General features: G+C 69.4%; 9 protein-coding genes and 1 pseudogene. 2 read left to right on the top strand and 8 right to left on the bottom strand.

Annotated features, from left to right (window positions below):
• Window positions 1-35: 35 nt before the first annotated feature.
• From ACZ5PO_RS33295 to ACZ5PO_RS33285, 3 genes are all read right to left on the bottom strand, one after another.
• Entirely contained in the window at window positions 36-698 is a 663-nt protein-coding gene (locus tag ACZ5PO_RS33295; RefSeq protein ID WP_464186963.1) for a peroxiredoxin, read from the bottom strand.
• Between the two features lie 190 nt (window positions 699-888).
• Window positions 889-1,848, bottom strand: coding sequence for a glycine reductase (locus tag ACZ5PO_RS33290; protein ID WP_464186962.1), 960 nt, complete (start codon window positions 1,846-1,848; stop codon window positions 889-891).
• 43 nt (window positions 1,849-1,891) lie between these two features.
• The gene (locus ACZ5PO_RS33285) at window positions 1,892-2,797 is read right to left on the bottom strand and encodes a S1C family serine protease (RefSeq protein ID WP_464186960.1); all 906 of its coding nucleotides are present in this window, start codon (window positions 2,795-2,797) and stop codon (window positions 1,892-1,894) included.
• A gap of 288 nt (window positions 2,798-3,085) precedes the next feature.
• On the opposite strand from ACZ5PO_RS33285, the gene ACZ5PO_RS33280 reads away from it, so the two are divergent.
• Window positions 3,086-5,182 (top strand): P-loop NTPase fold protein, encoded by a 2,097-nt coding sequence (locus ACZ5PO_RS33280; RefSeq protein ID WP_464186959.1) that lies wholly within the window; start codon window positions 3,086-3,088, stop codon window positions 5,180-5,182.
• 10 nt (window positions 5,183-5,192) lie between these two features.
• Here ACZ5PO_RS33280 and ACZ5PO_RS33275 read toward each other — a convergent pair.
• The 4 genes and pseudogenes from ACZ5PO_RS33275 to ACZ5PO_RS33260 form a co-directional block, all read right to left on the bottom strand.
• A pseudogene (locus ACZ5PO_RS33275) lies at window positions 5,193-5,255 on the bottom strand (hypothetical protein); the annotation flags it as partial.
• Between the two features lie 287 nt (window positions 5,256-5,542).
• Window positions 5,543-5,713, bottom strand: coding sequence for a hypothetical protein (locus tag ACZ5PO_RS33270; RefSeq protein WP_464186958.1), 171 nt, complete (start codon window positions 5,711-5,713; stop codon window positions 5,543-5,545).
• The gene (locus tag ACZ5PO_RS33265) at window positions 5,662-12,012 is read right to left on the bottom strand and encodes a hypothetical protein (protein ID WP_464186956.1); all 6,351 of its coding nucleotides are present in this window, start codon (window positions 12,010-12,012) and stop codon (window positions 5,662-5,664) included. The genes ACZ5PO_RS33270 and ACZ5PO_RS33265 overlap by 52 nt, the downstream gene beginning before the upstream one ends.
• 444 nt (window positions 12,013-12,456) lie before the next feature.
• Entirely contained in the window at window positions 12,457-13,563 is a 1,107-nt protein-coding gene (locus tag ACZ5PO_RS33260; protein WP_464186955.1) for an NADH:flavin oxidoreductase/NADH oxidase, read from the bottom strand.
• Between the two features lie 313 nt (window positions 13,564-13,876).
• Between ACZ5PO_RS33260 and yghU the strand changes: the two genes are divergently transcribed.
• Window positions 13,877-14,752: a glutathione-dependent disulfide-bond oxidoreductase gene (yghU, locus tag ACZ5PO_RS33255; protein WP_464186954.1), complete on the top strand. Its 876-nt coding sequence runs from the start codon at window positions 13,877-13,879 to the stop codon at window positions 14,750-14,752.
• Between the two features lie 74 nt (window positions 14,753-14,826).
• On the opposite strand, the gene ACZ5PO_RS33250 is transcribed toward yghU, so the two are convergent.
• Window positions 14,827-16,239, bottom strand: a complete 1,413-nt coding sequence (locus ACZ5PO_RS33250; RefSeq protein ID WP_464186953.1) for an MFS transporter — start codon at window positions 16,237-16,239, stop codon at window positions 14,827-14,829.
• Window positions 16,240-16,315 lie beyond the last annotated feature (76 nt).

Below are 16,315 nucleotides of genomic sequence, written 5' to 3'. Positions count from 1 at the left end.
TCGGCCCCGAGTGCCGGCGCGCCGGCCTCCGCCGCCTATCCGCGCGGCTGCGGCACGATCCGGATGTAGGGCTTGGGCGCCTGCCAGCCCTGCGGATACTGCTTCCTGGCGTCCTCGTCCGACACCGAGCCCGCGATGATGACGTCCTCGCCGGCCTTCCAGTTCACCGGTGTCGCCACCTTGTGCTTGGCGGTGAGCTGCAGCGAGTCGATGACGCGCAGCACCTCGTCGAAGTTGCGGCCGGTTGTCATCGGGTACACGAGGATCAGCTTGACCTTCTTGTCCGGCCCGATGACGAACACGTTGCGAACGGTCTGATTGTCGGCCGGGGTGCGCTTGGTGGGGTCGCCCGACACCGGCGCCGGCAGCATGCCGTAGAGCTTGGAGACGTTGTAATCGACGTCGGCGATCATCGGGTAGTTCGGGGCATGGCCCTGCGTCTCCTCGATGTCGCTCACCCAGCCGGCATGGCGGTCGAGCGGATCGACGGAGAGGCCGATGATCTTCACGCCGCGCCGGTCGAACTCCGGCTTGATCTTGGCCATGTAGCCCAGCTCGGTGGTGCACACCGGCGTGAAGTCCTTGGGGTGGGAGAACAGCACGGCCCAGCTGTTGCCGATCCAGTCATGGAAGCGGATCTTGCCCTCGGTGGTCTCCGCCTCGAAATCGGGGGCCGTGTCGTTGAGCGAGAGAGCCATGCGAACCTCCGTATCCTCTGGTCGAAGGGCAGCTTTTGGATACCCCTTATTGCCCGGATTCATGTGGCGCCAATCCGGCCGAATGGCAAGGCGCGCCTCGCGTCGAAGGCCTGGGCAATTGGCCCAGGCTCCTTGGGAGCGGCGTCGGCACATGGCGGCAGGCCGGCTGCCGCCCCGGCCGCAGCGCGGTTCAGGCGGCAGGCAATCCCGGCATGAGGCGGGGCAGGTCCTGCCGCAGGTCCTTGGCCACCGCCTTCTGCCGGTCGAAATCGGCCCGCCGCCGTGCGATCTCCTCCGGCGACAGGCGGGCGGCGTTCTGGTAGTCGCGCTTCCAGTCGATGTTCTGGCTCCACACCTGCGGTGACTGGACCGTGGTGCGCGCGGCCGGCGCCCGCTCCAGCAGGGCGAGCGCGAGGTCGAGCGTGGCCGCCTGGGACGCGGCGTCCTTCGGCCGGCCGGCGGCATTGCCCAGCGGGAAGTCCGAGAACAGCAGGCGCGGCACGCCCACGTATTCCACGATGTCCTTGGCGCAGCCCATCACCACGGTAGCAATGCCGGCGGCCTCCAGCTGGCGCGCGGCGAGGCTGACGCTCTGGTGGCAGACGGGACAGTTGGGCACGAGGATCGCCGCGTCGACCGCATCGGCCAGGCAGCGCGCGACGATGTCCGGACAGTCGACGTCGAGCGTGGTGGCGTGGCTGCGGTTGGTCGGCAGGCCGTGGAAGCGCGGCGCCAGCTCGCCGATCCGCCCGCGCGCGGCCGCCCGGCGCAGGGCCGCCAGCGGGAAGTAGCTGCCGCAGTCCTCCGCCGTCGTGTGGTCGCGGTCGATGGCCACGTGGGAAATGCGCAGATCGTGATCGGCCGAGGCGTCGCCTGAATAGACCGTGTAGAACTTCGCCGCCGCGTTGTAGGGCGCCCCGGGGCCCTGGTCGCCCTTGTCGGGTTGATAGGGCGCCGCGGTGGTGATCAGGGCGACCCGGCAGGCGGCCAGCGGCCTGGCGAGCGGCGTGAATGGCACGTGGGCGTAGTGCGCCCATTGGTACGGAGCGCCGTAGCCGAGCGCCTGGTAATAGTCGCGGGCCCTTTGCAGGTACGGGATGGGTGCGTCGTCAGCCGCCGCGAACCCGAACCGTGCGTCTCGATCGGTCATGGTCCGTCCGCCTCGTCAGGCCGAGTTGCTTAGACCCTCGGGTTCACTGCAGATGCGGCTTCCTGAAGAAAGCCGTCCGGTCGGCCGATTTGACCCGGAGCCAGGTCTCACGGCCCTCGCGCACCACCCGCATGGGGACCTCGGCGCCGGCAGGGCCGATCGCCCACACCTTGCGGTAGAAGTCGGCGAGGCCTTCGACCTCCCGGTCCCGGATGTCCGAGATGACGTCGCCCTCGCGCAGGCCGGCTTCGGCGGCAGGGCCGCCTTCGGTCACGCTCATGACCACGATCTTGCCGTTGCTCTCGGCGGCGAAGGCGCCGAGCCAGGGGCGCGGCGGCTTGTTGACCCGGCCGCGCGTGAGCAGATCGTCCAGGATCGGCGGCAACAGGTCGATCGGCACGGCCATGTTGATATCGACGACCTCGCCATCCTGGCTCATCTGCAGCCGCAGCGAGCCGATGCCCAGCAGCTTGCCGTTGGCGCCGACGAGCGCGGCTCCGCCCCAGGACGGATGGGCGGGCGCCGTGAAGATGGCATCGTCCAGCACGTATTCCCAATAGCCGGCAAACTCCTGCCTGGCCACGATGTTCGCCTGCACGGCCCGGCCCAGCCCGTCGGCAATGACGACGGCGTCGCCCGGCCTGGCGGCTGCGGCGTCGCCGAATGCCAGGCTCGGCAGGCCGAGCGGGCCGAGCGCCTGGACCAGCCCGAAGCCGGTCTCCTGGTCGAAAGCCAGCGCATGCGCCGGCACCACCTTGCCGCCGCTCGTCGTCAGCCAGACCTCCTCGGCCTCGGTGATGAGGTAGCCGATGGTGAGCACCAGCCCATCGTCGCGAATGACGACGCCGCTGCCTTCCCGGCGCGTGCCGAGGGTCTCGGCGGTGAAGGCGTCATCCGGGATCGAGGCTCGTACGGCAACGATGGATCGGAGGAAGGGGTAGGTACTCATATCGTCATCCAGGTCAGGCGATGTCGAGGCGCGACAGGCCGTCGGCGAAGAGGCCGCTGCCTATTGCGGCAGATATTGACGTGGTCGACCGGTCACAAGGCCTTCGGCAGCCACACCACCGTGATCCACCTTTCGTGAGCGCACCGCGTCCGGACGTCGGCGTGCCGACGGACACGCTTCCGCCTCTGCGGCGAGGCCGCGGCCGGCCACCGCACCCATACAATATAGGGAGCGCGGAGGACGAGCGGGATGCGCTACCCTACCGCTTGCTCGGAGGGGGCACCGCCAATGACCCATCATCAGCAGCTCGACAACCCGGTCACGGCGCAGGAGCACGACGCCTTCAACCGCTGGACGTTCAGCAAGCGGTTGGCCGATACAGTGGCCCGGTTCGATGCGCGGGAGGGCAGCCCGGTCATCGGCATCTACGGCAAGTGGGGCTCGGGCCAGAGCTCGGTGCTCAACTTCATCAAGAGCGAGCTCAGGCACTCCTATGCGGACGTGGCCGTGCTCGTCGAGTTCAACCCCTGGCTGTTCAAGGACACCGAGAGCCTGCTGCAGGGGTTCTTCGCCAGCCTGAGCCTGGCGATGACGAAATCGCAGGATGGGCTCGGCCGGAGCATCGGCGATCGGCTCAAGCGGTACAGCGGCGTCTTCGGGCTGATCCCGGTGGTGGGCACCGGGGCCTCCAAGCTGGCGGAGCAGATCGGCAAGGAGCTCACGGAGCAAGGCGTCGACAAGAGCCGCGATGAGGTGCGGGCGATGATGAAGACGGCGCCACGCAAGATCGTCGTGCTCATCGACGACCTCGATCGCCTCGACCGCGACGAGATCCTGCTCATGCTGAAGATCGTCCGGCTCGCTGGCAGCTTCCCCAATGTCATCTACCTGCTGGCCTTCGACGACGAGATGGTCGGCCGCGCCGTCGGCGAAAAATACGGTGGCGGCGACGGAGGCCGACAGTTCCTGGAGAAGATCGTCCAATATCCGTTCACCCTGCCGGCCGTGCCGCGCGAGCGGCTGCTGGCGTTCGTCGAGCAGCAGGCGCGCCTGGCCTGCGCCGAGGCCGGGCTCGACCTCGCCGACGACGGCTGGCAGACGTTCCGCGAGCTGGTGCGCGACTGCCTGGCCCGCCGGCTGGCGACGCCGCGGCAGGCCATTCGCTACGGCAATGCGCTGCGCTTCAGCCTGGCGATGATGCGGGGCGAGGTCGACGTGCTCGATCAGCTCGCGGCGGAGGCTCTGCGTATCCTCTACCCCGATCTTCACGCCATGGTGCGCGACAACAAGGAGCTGTTCACGCTCGGTGATTGGGGCGACCACCCGGTCTTCGACGCGACGGCGGACAGGCTGCGGGCCCACACCCGGATGAAGTCCGTCGACGACCTCGACGCCCGCATCAGGAGCGCCATGGCAGGTGCCAGCGAGGACGAGATCGCCGATGGCCGCCGCCTGCTCGAGCGCCTGTTCTGGCCCCGCAGGCCGCGCCCGCAGGGCATCGGGCTGACGCGCTATTTCGATCGCTACCTGACGCTGGCGGTGCCGGCGAACCAGATCGGCGATGGCGAGGTGGCGCGCCTGCTCGCCGCGGCCACGCCGCGTGCGCCGCGGGACAGGCTGCTGCGGGAGCTGGTGGAGCGCAACCCGCGCGAGCTCATCGACCTGCTGCTGAGGCAGGTGGCGCAGCTCGATCTGCCGCAAACGATCGCACTGGCGACCTTGCTGATCCGCAGCGCCGAGCGTCTTGACGCGGACGGTGCCGTCGAGGGGCCCAGGCTGGCGCACCTCTTGGCCCACCTCGCGCTCCACGCCGCCGACCAGAGCGAAGCCGTCGCCGGCACGGATGCCGAGGACGTGCTGAGGCTCGCCGTCGAACAGCTCGCGCCGGTCGAGCTGGCGCTCGCCTTCGCTGACGAGCTGGATCGGGCCGCCGGCCAGCGCAGGCGCCGTAGCGAAGGGAACCCCGGCCTGCAGGCCGCGCCGCTCGACGAGGCCGACTGGGCCACCATCCGGGACAGCCTGGCCACCCGCCTCGAGGCGGAGGCCGAGCGCGATTGGCGCGCCATGCTCGCCGATCGACCGGGGCGCTTGACCTGGCTGCGCGAATGGCAGCGGCTCGCGCCGGCCGATCAGCGCCGATGGCTGGCCGAGACGCTCGCCGCGCACCCGGAGGCGATCCCGGTGCTGCTGCGCTCCTATGTCAAGGACGTCAGCGAGCTCGGCTTCACGGTCAACCAGGAGGCGATCCGCGACACGACTGATGTGGACGCGCTCGCCAGTGCAGCCCGAGCCGCCGCCGCCGCGACGCCCGAGGACCGGCAGACGATTGCGACGTTCCTGGCCTGGTACGACGGGCTGGCGCGGCAGAGCGCCGCCGAGGCGTAAGCCCGCCGAGACACCCGCCCTCGGCCGCGAGCCGATCCTGCCATTCGCGGGCAGTGCGAGGGTCGATTCCCATCGCCCGAGCGACTGCGATCACCGTCGAGCCGCCGTGAAGGCCCTCAATGATGAGCATGCGACTATGAGGCGTCGTTCGGGCACGCGCGTGAGCGTCCATCCGGGGCTCCGGGAAGGAGGCTACAGGTCTGCCAACCACAGCTTCCCTCCCCAGCCTCGGGCAGACAATCTTCCTTAGCGCCGATATCTAGGGCGGAATGATTTATCTTCGAATCATCGGCCTGCTCTAAGTCTTTGTTTTGAGCATGATCTTATCCAAAAACCGGGTCCACTTTCTGGGATCATGCTCTAGAAGCGCCACGACACGCGGGCCGATCCTCCTTGGGACGTGTAGTCCTTGCCGAGCTGCGACTGGTATTCGGCGGTGAACTCGAAGCCCATTCCCGATGAGATCTGCAGGCCGAGGCTCAGGTCGAGCAGCTTGTCGGGGATGCGCGCAGCGGCGGAGAAGGCGCCCAACGTCGTCGGCGCCCCTGGAACGAGGCCTGGCTGACGAAGGCGTTGTCGGAAAGCCAGGTGAAGCCCGCCGAGCCGTAGGGCCTGAGCCAATAGCCGTTGGCCAGGTTGATACGGCCGCCGATCTCCACGTGCGGGCTCACGGAGAAGACCGTCTGCTTCTCGCCGTAGATGTTCAGGTTGAAGGCTCCGGCCCCGTGCTCGGCCATGAAGGGCGTGCGGACGTGCAGGGCATCGAGATCGACGTAGGGGCGCACGTACCAATCGGCGAATGCCAGTTCATAGGCCGTGCGAAAGCGCGCTCCAGCAGTGAAGACCCGGGCCTTGCTCATCGCCTGGCCGGTGTAGCTGCCGATCGAGAGGGAGCGGACGTTGTTCTCGAAGGCGTTGCCGATCGTTCCGGACAGCGCGAACAGCCAGGGGCCGACCTGGTGCTTGAGGGCGATCGAGCCGTCGTATTGATCGCTGCTGAAGCCGGTGAGGCCGTCATGATCCTTGGTGTTGCCCTGGCCATAGCCAAGCGAGCCACCGATGAACCAGCCGGGCATGAGCTCCTTCTGGCCGCCGACGCGGTAGGTGACGACGTCCTGCCTGAAGCCGCCTTCGTCGGCGGTCGTGCCCATGCGGGTGAGCGCCCCCCCGACGCGGCCCCATACGCACTCGCCCTCCTGAATCAGCATGCTCGCCCCCTCGAACGCCGGGCAGCTGAGAGCCGCCTTGAGGCTGGCGCGACTATTGGCGACTTTGACGGCGGCCGTGTAGCCGACGGACTCGTGGTTGCCTTCGTCGAGGGCCGCGGCATAGGCCATCCCGGAGGCGATGCCGAGGTATTTCTCGAACTGGGTCGCCATGGCTTGCGACCCGGCGTCCCATCCGTTCTGGAGCTGACTTGCCATCGACAGCTGATCGGTCGTCAGCGTGACCCCCGTCGGGTGCGCGAAGTCGGCCTGCGGCTTGACGGACATGGCATTGACCGCACCGGTCGGGCCCGTCGTGATCTGCCAGGAGACCGGTACCGCGACCTGGGGAACGTCGGTTACCGCCGGGGTTCCGCTGATCGAGCCGCTCGCCGTCAGGAACGTGTACGTCCCGGGGTGCAGCCAGACCACCGGGTTGAGATGCAGCTGCGATCCTGCCTTGAAGTCCACATCCCCGGTGACGTAGACCCAGTCCGCGGTCCGGCCTTGCGCATTTGGCAGGGCCGAGACGTCGACGAGCAGGCGGCCGCCGGCCTCGTTGCTCAGGTGGCCGTAGATGTCGGCGGTGCCGACGACCCCGACGCCTCCCGGATCGACGGCGCCGTGGTTGACGAAAGACCCGGCTGCGCCGCCGTGCGCGGCGAGCACGACGGCAGAGCCCCCGGCCCCCGAGCGGAAGGTCCCGGATGGCATGTTCACGAACTGGTTGACCTCGCCCGGGCGCTGTCCCGCGAGGACGTCGCTGCCGAGCTTCACGTCGCCGATGATGGTGCCGTAGTTGTTGACCGTGTCGCTCCCGAAGGTCGCGCTGATCGCCGTCCCCGATCGCGCCGAGATCGTGGAGCTCTCGGCAATCGTGATCGTATTGTTGGCGCCGCCGTCGACGCGAATGGCGGCACCGTTGCCCGACCCGCCGGTGATGGTGCCGGAGTGCTTGATGGTGATATCGCCGCCGATCCGCGCCATGTCGAGCGTTGCGTCGGCCGCCTGCACACCGCTCTGGGCGAAGATGCCGAAGGAGTCCTTGCCCTTGGTGTCGATCGTGCCGGCGGTATCGATGGCAATCGCCCCGCCGCTGCCGACGGCGCGCGTGCGCCCCTCGATGTTCGTCGGATCCGTCACCAGCCCGATACCCTTGTCGTTGAGAACGAGGCCGCCGCCGCCGCCGAGGCTCTGAGCGAAGATGCCGTGCGCGCCGACGCCTCGGGTGGTGATCTTCATCCGCGCGCCCGGATCGTCCGGATCCATCCGGACGGTGACCAGGCTGCCGTTGCCGCTCGAGCCGCCGTCGCGGATCGGCCTGAACAGCGGCCCGGTCATCAGCGCGATCTCGCCCTTGCCGCCATACCCGCCGCCGCCGCCGACCGATTGAGCAAGGATCGCCATGGAGCGATCGCCCTTGGTGTCGATCGATGCCTCGTTGCCGAGGTTGACGGTTACGGTTCCGCCGCCGCCGGCAGAGCCGCCGGCGCCGCCCAGCGCGAAGCCCAGTTGCCCCAGGCCGTTGCCGCCGCTGCTGCCGCCAAGCCCGCCGCCGCCGCCGAGAGACTGGGCGAAGATGCCGAAGGATGCCGCGCCTTCCGTCGTAATGGCCCCCCTGTGAAGAACGTTGACGCTGCCGCCATCGCCACCCGCCCCACCGTCGCCGCCGATGTTGACGTTCAGCGCCGCCTTGGGCAGCAAGGTCGCATCCTTGTTGTAGAACGCGTCCCCGGACGAGATGAGGTCGAGGCCGAGCCGTTTCAGGATCGCCGCCAGTTCGGCCGCGGCCTCCTTGTTCTCCGGCGTCGGCGGCTCGTAGAACTCGGCCTTCTTGTTGGGATCGGCCTGGTGGACGTAGACGACGCCGCCACCGCCGCCGATGCTTTGCGCCACGATGGCGTGCGCCTCTTCGCCCTTGGTGAGAATGGAGTGGGTATTCTCGACGGAGACGATACCGCCCTTCGAACTCGTTCCTGAGCTGCCGCCGATGGTGAGGTTGGCGGAGATCGAGAGGGTGTCACCGTTCGACGACGCGCCGCCGATCCCGCCGCCGCCGCCGACGCTCTGCGCGAGGATGCCGTAGGCCAGCGCGCCGCCGGTCTCGATGCTGCCGTAGTTGATCGCCGTCACATTGCCGCCGACACCGGCGTCGTTGCCGCCGCCCCCGATCGTTATCTTCAGGTTCATGGCGTTGTCGCCGGACGCATAGGCAGCGCCTCCGGCGCCGCCGCCGCCGCCGACCGACTGAACGAACATGCCGAACGAGCTCTCGCCTTTGGTCTTGATCGTGCCGGCGTTCTCGCCCCAGACGTCGCCGCCGCTGCCGCCCTTGCCGCCCTTGCCGCCGATGCTTACGTCGACGGAGGCACTGGGGATCGATACGGGTCGCTTCGTCTCGACGCTCGTCTTCCAGTCGTTGATCTGTTTCTTGTACTTGCCCTGGATCACGGCCAGGCCATAGACGAACGCGGAGCGGGCGAGGCGTTCCTCAATGCTCTTGTCGTCGTCCATCATCGTCTCGAGCAGCTTCGTGCCGGTCTTGATTCCCGACAGGAGCTCTTGAAGCCCGGCGTTTTCGGTGAAGAACACCTTCCGCCACTCTGTGACTTGCTTTTTCTTGGCTTCGTCCTTCAGGTCGGCGGTCGTCTTGTTGACGAACATCTTGTCGACGTCGAGCAATTCCTTCACGATCTGGAAGGCGCTTTTCATATCGTCGCCCGAGAAGCTCTTCTGCTTGCCCGTGAAGCCGCCGCCGACGCCGCCGCCGCCGCCGACGCTCTGGGCGTAGATGCCATGAGAGCCCGCCTGATCCGTCTCGATCAGCGCTCCGGCGAGGTTCTTCACGGTCACGCTGCCGCCGGCGCCCCCGTCGCCGCCGCGCGCGCCGACATTGACCTCTACCTTGGCCGTGACGTCATTGCTGCCGATGAAGCCGCCGCCAAGGCCCCCGCCGCCGCCGATGCTCTGCGCGAAGATGGCGGTCGCGTTGGTAGCCTTGGTGTGGATGGTCTTCTCGTTGACGACCTCGACGGCGCCGCCTTTGCCGCCTTTGCCGCCTTTGCCGCCGACACCGATGGCGGCGGCGACGGAATCCGCCGTCGGCAGGATGCCGATGAGGTCGTTGACGGACTCTCCCACCGACGAATCCCACGACAAGCCCACCTTGGCGGATGTCTGAATGGCGCCACCGGAGCCGCCGCCACCGCCGATGCTCGCCGCCGCGATGCCGAAAGCGAACTGCCCGCCAGTGGTGATGACGGCGCGGTTGGTGACCGAGACATCGCCGCCATTGCCGCCGCCGCCGCCGGTGCCGCCGATGGCGACCGGCACCGCCGTGTTCGACTGCAGGCCGATCATGTCGGAGGTGCTCACCGCGCTGCCGGCGGCACCGCCGCCGCCGCCCACGCTCTGCGCCTGGATGCCGAAGGCGCTCGTGCCCCTCGTCGTGATTGCCGCACCGTTGACCACCGTCACGGCGTCACCGGAGCCGCCGTCGCCGCCGCTGCCGCCGATGGTCGTCGTGACGGAAAAGGCGGGATAGTCGGGCGGCGCGACCGCCAGCGCATAGGCGCTGGAATTGCCGGCCCGGCCGCCGCCGCCGCCGACGCTCTGCGCGAAGATGCCGATCGCGTCGGACCCCTCGGTCGTCAGCACAGACGTGTTGCCGACATCGACCTTGCCGCCGTCGCCCCCCTTGCCGCCGCTGCCGCCGATCGCGACGGACACCGACGCGACCAGGCCTGCGGAATTGGCGGACGCGCTGCCGCCGACGCCGCCCGATCCGCCCACGCTCTGGGCGAAAATGGCGATCGCGTCGCTGCCGAATGTGGTGATGCTGGGAGCCGGCGCGCCGTCGGGCGCCGTGACGGCCCCATTCACCTTGACAGCTCCGCCGTGGCCGCCGCCGCCGCCGCCACCACCGAGAGCGACACTGCCGAAGCTGCCGAAGCTGCGTGCTACGCCCCCGTCACCGCCGCCGCCACCGATGCTCTGCGCCAGGATGCCGTAGGCGAACGGCTGCATCGTCGTGATGGTGCCGCCGTTGCGGACCTCGACGAGCCCGCCGTCGCCACCCCCGCCGCCTTGGCCGCCCGACCCGAAGAACAGGAAGCCGCCGCTGCCCCCGGCTCCCCCTCCGCCTCCGCCGCTTCCGCCCGAGGGCGTCGGCAGTTTGGCGTGGAATGCATCCAGCGCCTTGCCGCCGCCGATGCTCTGGGCCACGATCGCGGTCGATCCCTCCCACTCGGTCTCGATCGTCCCGGTGTTGGTCACCAGGACGCTCCCGCCCTTGCCGGCGCGCCCGCCATCGGCGCCCCAGACGCCGCCATTGCCGCCCCTGCCGCCGCTGCCACCGACCGACTGGGCGACGATGCCGTAGGAATAGTCGTAGAGCGTCGAGATCTTGCCGCGCTGCTCGACGACGACCGCCCCACCATTGCCGCCGTCGCCACCATGACTGGCGGCGCCCGTCGCGCCGGTCGAGTTTCCGGCGCCGCCATCGCCCCCGACCGACTGGGCGAGGACCGCGCTCGCCTGCGATCCGTTGGTCGATATCTCACCGTCGTTGGTCACGCGGACCGAGGGGTTCTGTGGCGTGTCCAGGAAGCCGCCGCCGTCGGTGCCGCGCACGTCGTTGGCGACGCCGGCCTTGCCGCCGCTGCCGCCGCGGGCCTCGGCGACGATGGCCGCGGAGTGGTCGCCGACCGTCGACACTTTCCCCGCCCGCCCGATCGTGACCCCGGCCGTGCCGCCATCGCCGCCGCGCGCGATGGCCCGCCCGCTGCTCCTGTCCGCGCCGTTGGCGCCGGAGGCGCCGCCCGTGGAGCTGACGCGGAGGGCGACGAGGTTCTTGCCCTGCGCGGCGATCGCGGAGTTGACCGTCGCAGACGCATTCCCGCCGGCGCCTCCGGCGCCTGCCGTGGCGACGAGGTACGAATAGGATGTCCCCTCGGTGGCCTGGGTTCGCGTCAGGCCGTCAGCGCCGGCGCCCCCCGCCGACTGGACCCACACGAGGGCGGTTCCCGTCTCCTGCGGAGCGTTCGCCGCGATGGTCCCCGAGCTGTGAACGAACGACGCCGCGCCCGCTGCACCGCCGTCGCCGGCCCGGGACGATCCGCCGTGCACGCCGCCGGAACCGCCGTGCGAGATCAACCAGATCAGTGGCACGCTCGGCAAGGCTCCGGCCGCGATTGTTCCGGCCTGCGTGAACTTGACGTTGCCGCCGTCGCCGCCGTTCGACGGTGGCAAGGTGCCGCGCGCGCCGCTGTCGCCGTCGCCGCCGTGTCCACCGGTCGAGCCGATCTGAACGGCCGAGCCGCCGGTCGCCGCAGACCCGATCGCGCCGCGGTTCGTGTAGTCCCGATCCGGACCAGCCTTGCCCGGGGTCGAGGCGGTGTCGTCTTCCCAGGGCCAGAAGGTCTTGCGCGCGCCCCGGCCGGGATCGCCCACAGGGGTGTCGACGAAACGATCGCGAACGCCAATCAGGTCCTGCGCGACGGCGGCCGGCAGCGCGCCGCCAAGGGCCGCGGTGAGGGTAAGCGTGCTGATGCTGCCCTTGAGAAGGCGCGATCGCTGAAGAAGCTCCCAGGTCCCGGCTGTGCCTACCAGGCGATCGACTGCCATCTCTGCCCCCCTTTGCAGACATACTGCGCGGCGGGGAAAACCGATGATCTTCGATCGAGCTAGATCAGGTATCTCGCCGCGCGAGGCTGCCGTAAAAGAGGCCAGATGCTAAGTAAACGAACATTTCGAAACGAAATGAAACACAATGGAACGTCGCGGGCCCGTGTTCGTTGAATTGCTCCTTCATGCTGTCTTTTGGTAACAGTCCGTCTGCGGCCAGTCATCGCGACGTTGCCGATGCCGGGCGGCGATGTCGTGGTCTGCGCGAGCGGTCGCCGACCTCACCGCGTCGTCGGCGCACACGTGTCGACGCTCCAGCTCCCGGCACGGAGCTTCTGAACCGTTGAGCGGACGAATGGCCGGCCAGCATGGCGCGGCCATCCGTCGGCTTGAAGGCGCCGGACCGTTGCCGTGGTCAACCGCCGTATCCTCCGTACAGCGCTGCTACTCGCCCTCGAACAGCCCCTTGAGCGCCCGCGGCTCGGAGCGCAGGTATTGGCTGGGCGCACGCACCCGGGCGCCGAGAGCCGCGGCGGCGTGCCAGGGCCAGCGCGGGTCGTAGAGCACGGCGCGGGCCAGCGCGATCAGGTCGGCGTCGCCCGTGGCGACGATCGCGTCGGCCTGCTCGAAGCCGGTGATGAGCCCGACGGCGACGACAGGCAGTTGCACAGCGCCCTTGACGGCCCGCGCCAGCGGCACCTGATAGCTCGGCGCCACCGGGATCCGCTGGGCCGGATGCAGGCCGCCGCTGGAGACGTGGATCGCGTCGCAGCCGCGGGCCTCGAGCTCCCGGGCGAAAGCGATGGTCTGCGCGATGTCCCAGCCCCCGTCGACCCAGTCCGTGCCGGAGACCCGCATGGTGACGGCGCGCTCGGCCGGGACAGCGGCGCGCACCGCATCGAACACCTCGAGCGGAAAGCGCATGCGGTTCTCCAGCGAGCCGCCGTAGTCGTCGTCGCGCCGGTTGGAGAGGGGCGACAGGAACTGGTGCAGCAGATAGCCGTGGGCGGCGTGCAGCTGGACCGCGTCGAGGCCGAGCCGGGCGGCGCGCGCCGCGGCCGCGGAGAAGGCATCGCGCACGCGCTTCAGCTCCTCCCGGTCGAGCGCCGTCGGCGCGGCCTGTCCGTCGGCGAACGCCACGGCCGAGGGCGCGTTCGTCTGCCACCCGTGCGGATCGCTCACCGGGATCTGCCCGCCGCCGCGCCACGGCACCTCGGTCGAGGCCTTGCGGCCGGCATGGGAGAGTTGGACGGCGATCGGGATGTCGGACCAGCGCCGGATGGCCGCGAGGGTGCGGCCCATGGCGGCCTCGGTCGCGTCGTCGTACAGCCCGACATCCGCCCAGCTGATGCGGCCCTCCGGCAGCACCGCCGTCGCCTCGATGGTCAGCAGCGCCGCCCCCGAGATGGCGAGCTGGCCGAGGTGGATCAGGTGCCAGTCGTTCATGCACCCGTCCTCGGCCGAGTATTGGCACATGGGCGCGATGACGATGCGGTTGGCGAGATCGAGGTTGCGGACGCGGAACGGCGTGAACAGAGCGGGTTGGGCCACGGGAGCCTCCTCATGCAAGGGACGGCCGGCGGTGAAGCCGGGCTCGGCATCCCGTCAGAGCATGCCTAGCCGATGCGATGGAACCATCCATTGGGATGGTATGCGCCGGCTTGTCGACGACTGATACATGTCGCTCCGCCGAGCGCCTGGGCCTGCCGGGCGCTCGGAGCACGCCGCGAGGCGCCGTGGCTCCGCCATGCAGAGGGCGGCCATGGCGCCCGCGCCGGGCGCCGACCGCCCGGGCTGGCCAAGCCCGCGCCGGGCTCCTACTTCAGCGGGGCGCATGCGCCCCGAGATGACTGGAGCTCTCCGTATGACCGACTCGTCCGCCTACACGCCCCCCAAGGTCTGGCATTGGAACAAGGAGAATGGTGGCCGCTTCGCCAACATCAACCGGCCGATCGCTGGGCCGACGCACGAGAAGGAGCTGCCGGTCGGCCGCCATCCGCTCCAGCTTTACTCGCTCGCCACGCCGAACGGCGTGAAGGCGACGGTGATGCTGGAGGAACTGCTGGCGCTCGGCCACGAAGGGGCCGAGTACGACGCCTGGCTGATCAACATCGGTGAGGGCGACCAGTTCGGCAGCGGCTTCGTGGCGATCAACCCCAATTCCAAGATTCCCGCGCTGCTCGACCGCAGCGAGCCGACCCCGGTGCGGGTGTTCGAGTCCGGCTCGATCCTGGTCTATCTGGCGGAGAAGTTCGGCGCCTTCCTGCCGACCGACCGGGCGAAGCGGGCCGAGTGCCTGTCGTGGCTGTTCTGGCAGATGGGCAGCGCGCCTTATCTCGGTGGCGGCTTCGGCCATTTCTATGCCTACGCGCCGGTCAAGATCGAATACGCCATCGATCGCTTCGCCATGGAGGTGAAGCGGCAGCTCGACGTTCTCGACCGGCAGCTGGCCGAGAGCACCTACATCGCCGGCGACGATTACACCATCGCCGACATGGCGATCTGGCCTTGGTACGGGGGCCTGGCCAAGGGCATCCTCTACGAATCCGGCGAGTTCCTGTCGGTGCAGGATTACAAGCACGTGCAGCGCTGGGCCGATCTCCTCGCCGCCCGCCCGGCGGTGCAGCGCGGCCGTATGGTCAACCGTGTCTTCGGCGACCCCGCAAGCCAGCTGCGCGAGCGCCACGAGGCGAGCGACTTCGAGACCAAGACCGCCGACAAGCTCGCCGCATCGAGCTGACGGCCATGCGGGCGGGCGGCTTGCAGACCGCCCGCCACGGCAGACGCGGCTGAGCGAGAGGCGCCCAGTCGACCTCAGGCTGTCGCGGCCTGCCGCATCCAGCGCAGGAAGGTGACGCTCGCGGCGATCGCCAGCGCCACCCCAGCGAGGGCTGCGTAGATCGCGGCGTGATCCGCGCCGTGGCCGTGGAAGGCGAAGTAGACCGCCCCGATCACCGCCACGCCCGCGGCATTGGCGATCTGTGTCGTGGTGCCGTAGAGGCCCGAGCCCGAGCCGGCGCTGGCCTTTGGCACGGTCGACAGCACCACGCCGGACAGGGGCGCCATGACCAGGCCCTGGCCGTAGCCGAAGACGGCCAGCGGCAGCATGATCAGCCACGGGCTGGGCGTGGCGACGAGGGCGATCGTCGCCGCGACGGCGGCGAGGCCGACGAGCTGGAGGGTGCAGCCTTCGATCAGCACCAGAGTGCCGCGACGCGTGGCACGGGCCGCCGCATGGCGGGAGGCGACGACGAAGGCCAGCGCCAGCGGCAGCACCGCGGCGCCCGACTGCAGCGGCGTGTAGGCGAGGGCCTGCTGCATGAACAAGGTCATCACGAAGTAGAACGACAGATTGGCGCAGAAGAAGCAGAACACCGCGCCGAGCCCGCGCATGAAGGTCTTGTCGTCGAGCAGGGCGAGGTCGACGAGCGGCAGCCCGCCGCGGCCTGCGACCCGGCGCTCGAAGCCGAGGAAGCCGAGCAGGATGGCAATGCCTGCCGCCATGGTGAGCCATACCCAGGCGCTCCAGCCGAGGTCGCGCCCGAACAGCAGCGGGCCGATGATGCAGAGCAGCGCGACGAACAGGATGGCGGCGCCGGGCAGATCGAGCCGCGTTCCCTCCTTGCGGGCGAGGGACGGCACCAGGACGGCTGCGGCGGCGATGATGGCGATGCCGCAGGGCACGTTGACGAAGAACACGGCCCGCCAGCCGAAACCGCCGAGGTCGAGCGTCACCAGCAGGCCGCCGAGCAGGAAGCCGGCGGCGCCGGCGAGCCCCAGTACGACGCCGTAGACGGCGAAGGCGCGCCCGCGAGCTTCGTCTGAGAACAGCACGTGCAGCGTCGCCAAGACCTGCGGCACCATCAGCGCCGCGGTGGCGCCTTGGGCGAGCCGCGCCACGATGAGCTCGGGCCCCGACTGCGCCAGGCCGCACCACAGGGAGGTGAGGGTGAAGCCCACCACACCGGTGATGAAGGTGGCCCTGGTGCCGAAGATGTCGCCGAGGCGGCCGCCGGTCACCACCAGGGTGGCGTAGCCGATCAGGTAGATGGCGACGACGGCCTCGATCTGGGCGGTGCTCGCTTGCAGCTCGGTGGCAATGGTCGGCAGCGCCACGTTGACGATGAAGGCGTCGACGCCGAACATGAACTGCGCGGCGACGACGGTCGCCAGCACCCACCAGCGCCGATCGGTGGTTGCGGCTTGGGCTAGGGCGAGCTGTTGCATGGGTTGGCCTCGGCGAAAGAGAATGCCGAGCCTTTGTCCCAGGTCGACGCGCCAGCGTCGATTACCTCGCAGGTGA

It is taken from the genome of Chelatococcus sp. KU-N122 (assembly GCF_055391085.1).
The sequence above is the reverse complement of the archived record's forward strand: the minus strand, read 5'-3'. Positions and strand labels throughout refer to the sequence as shown.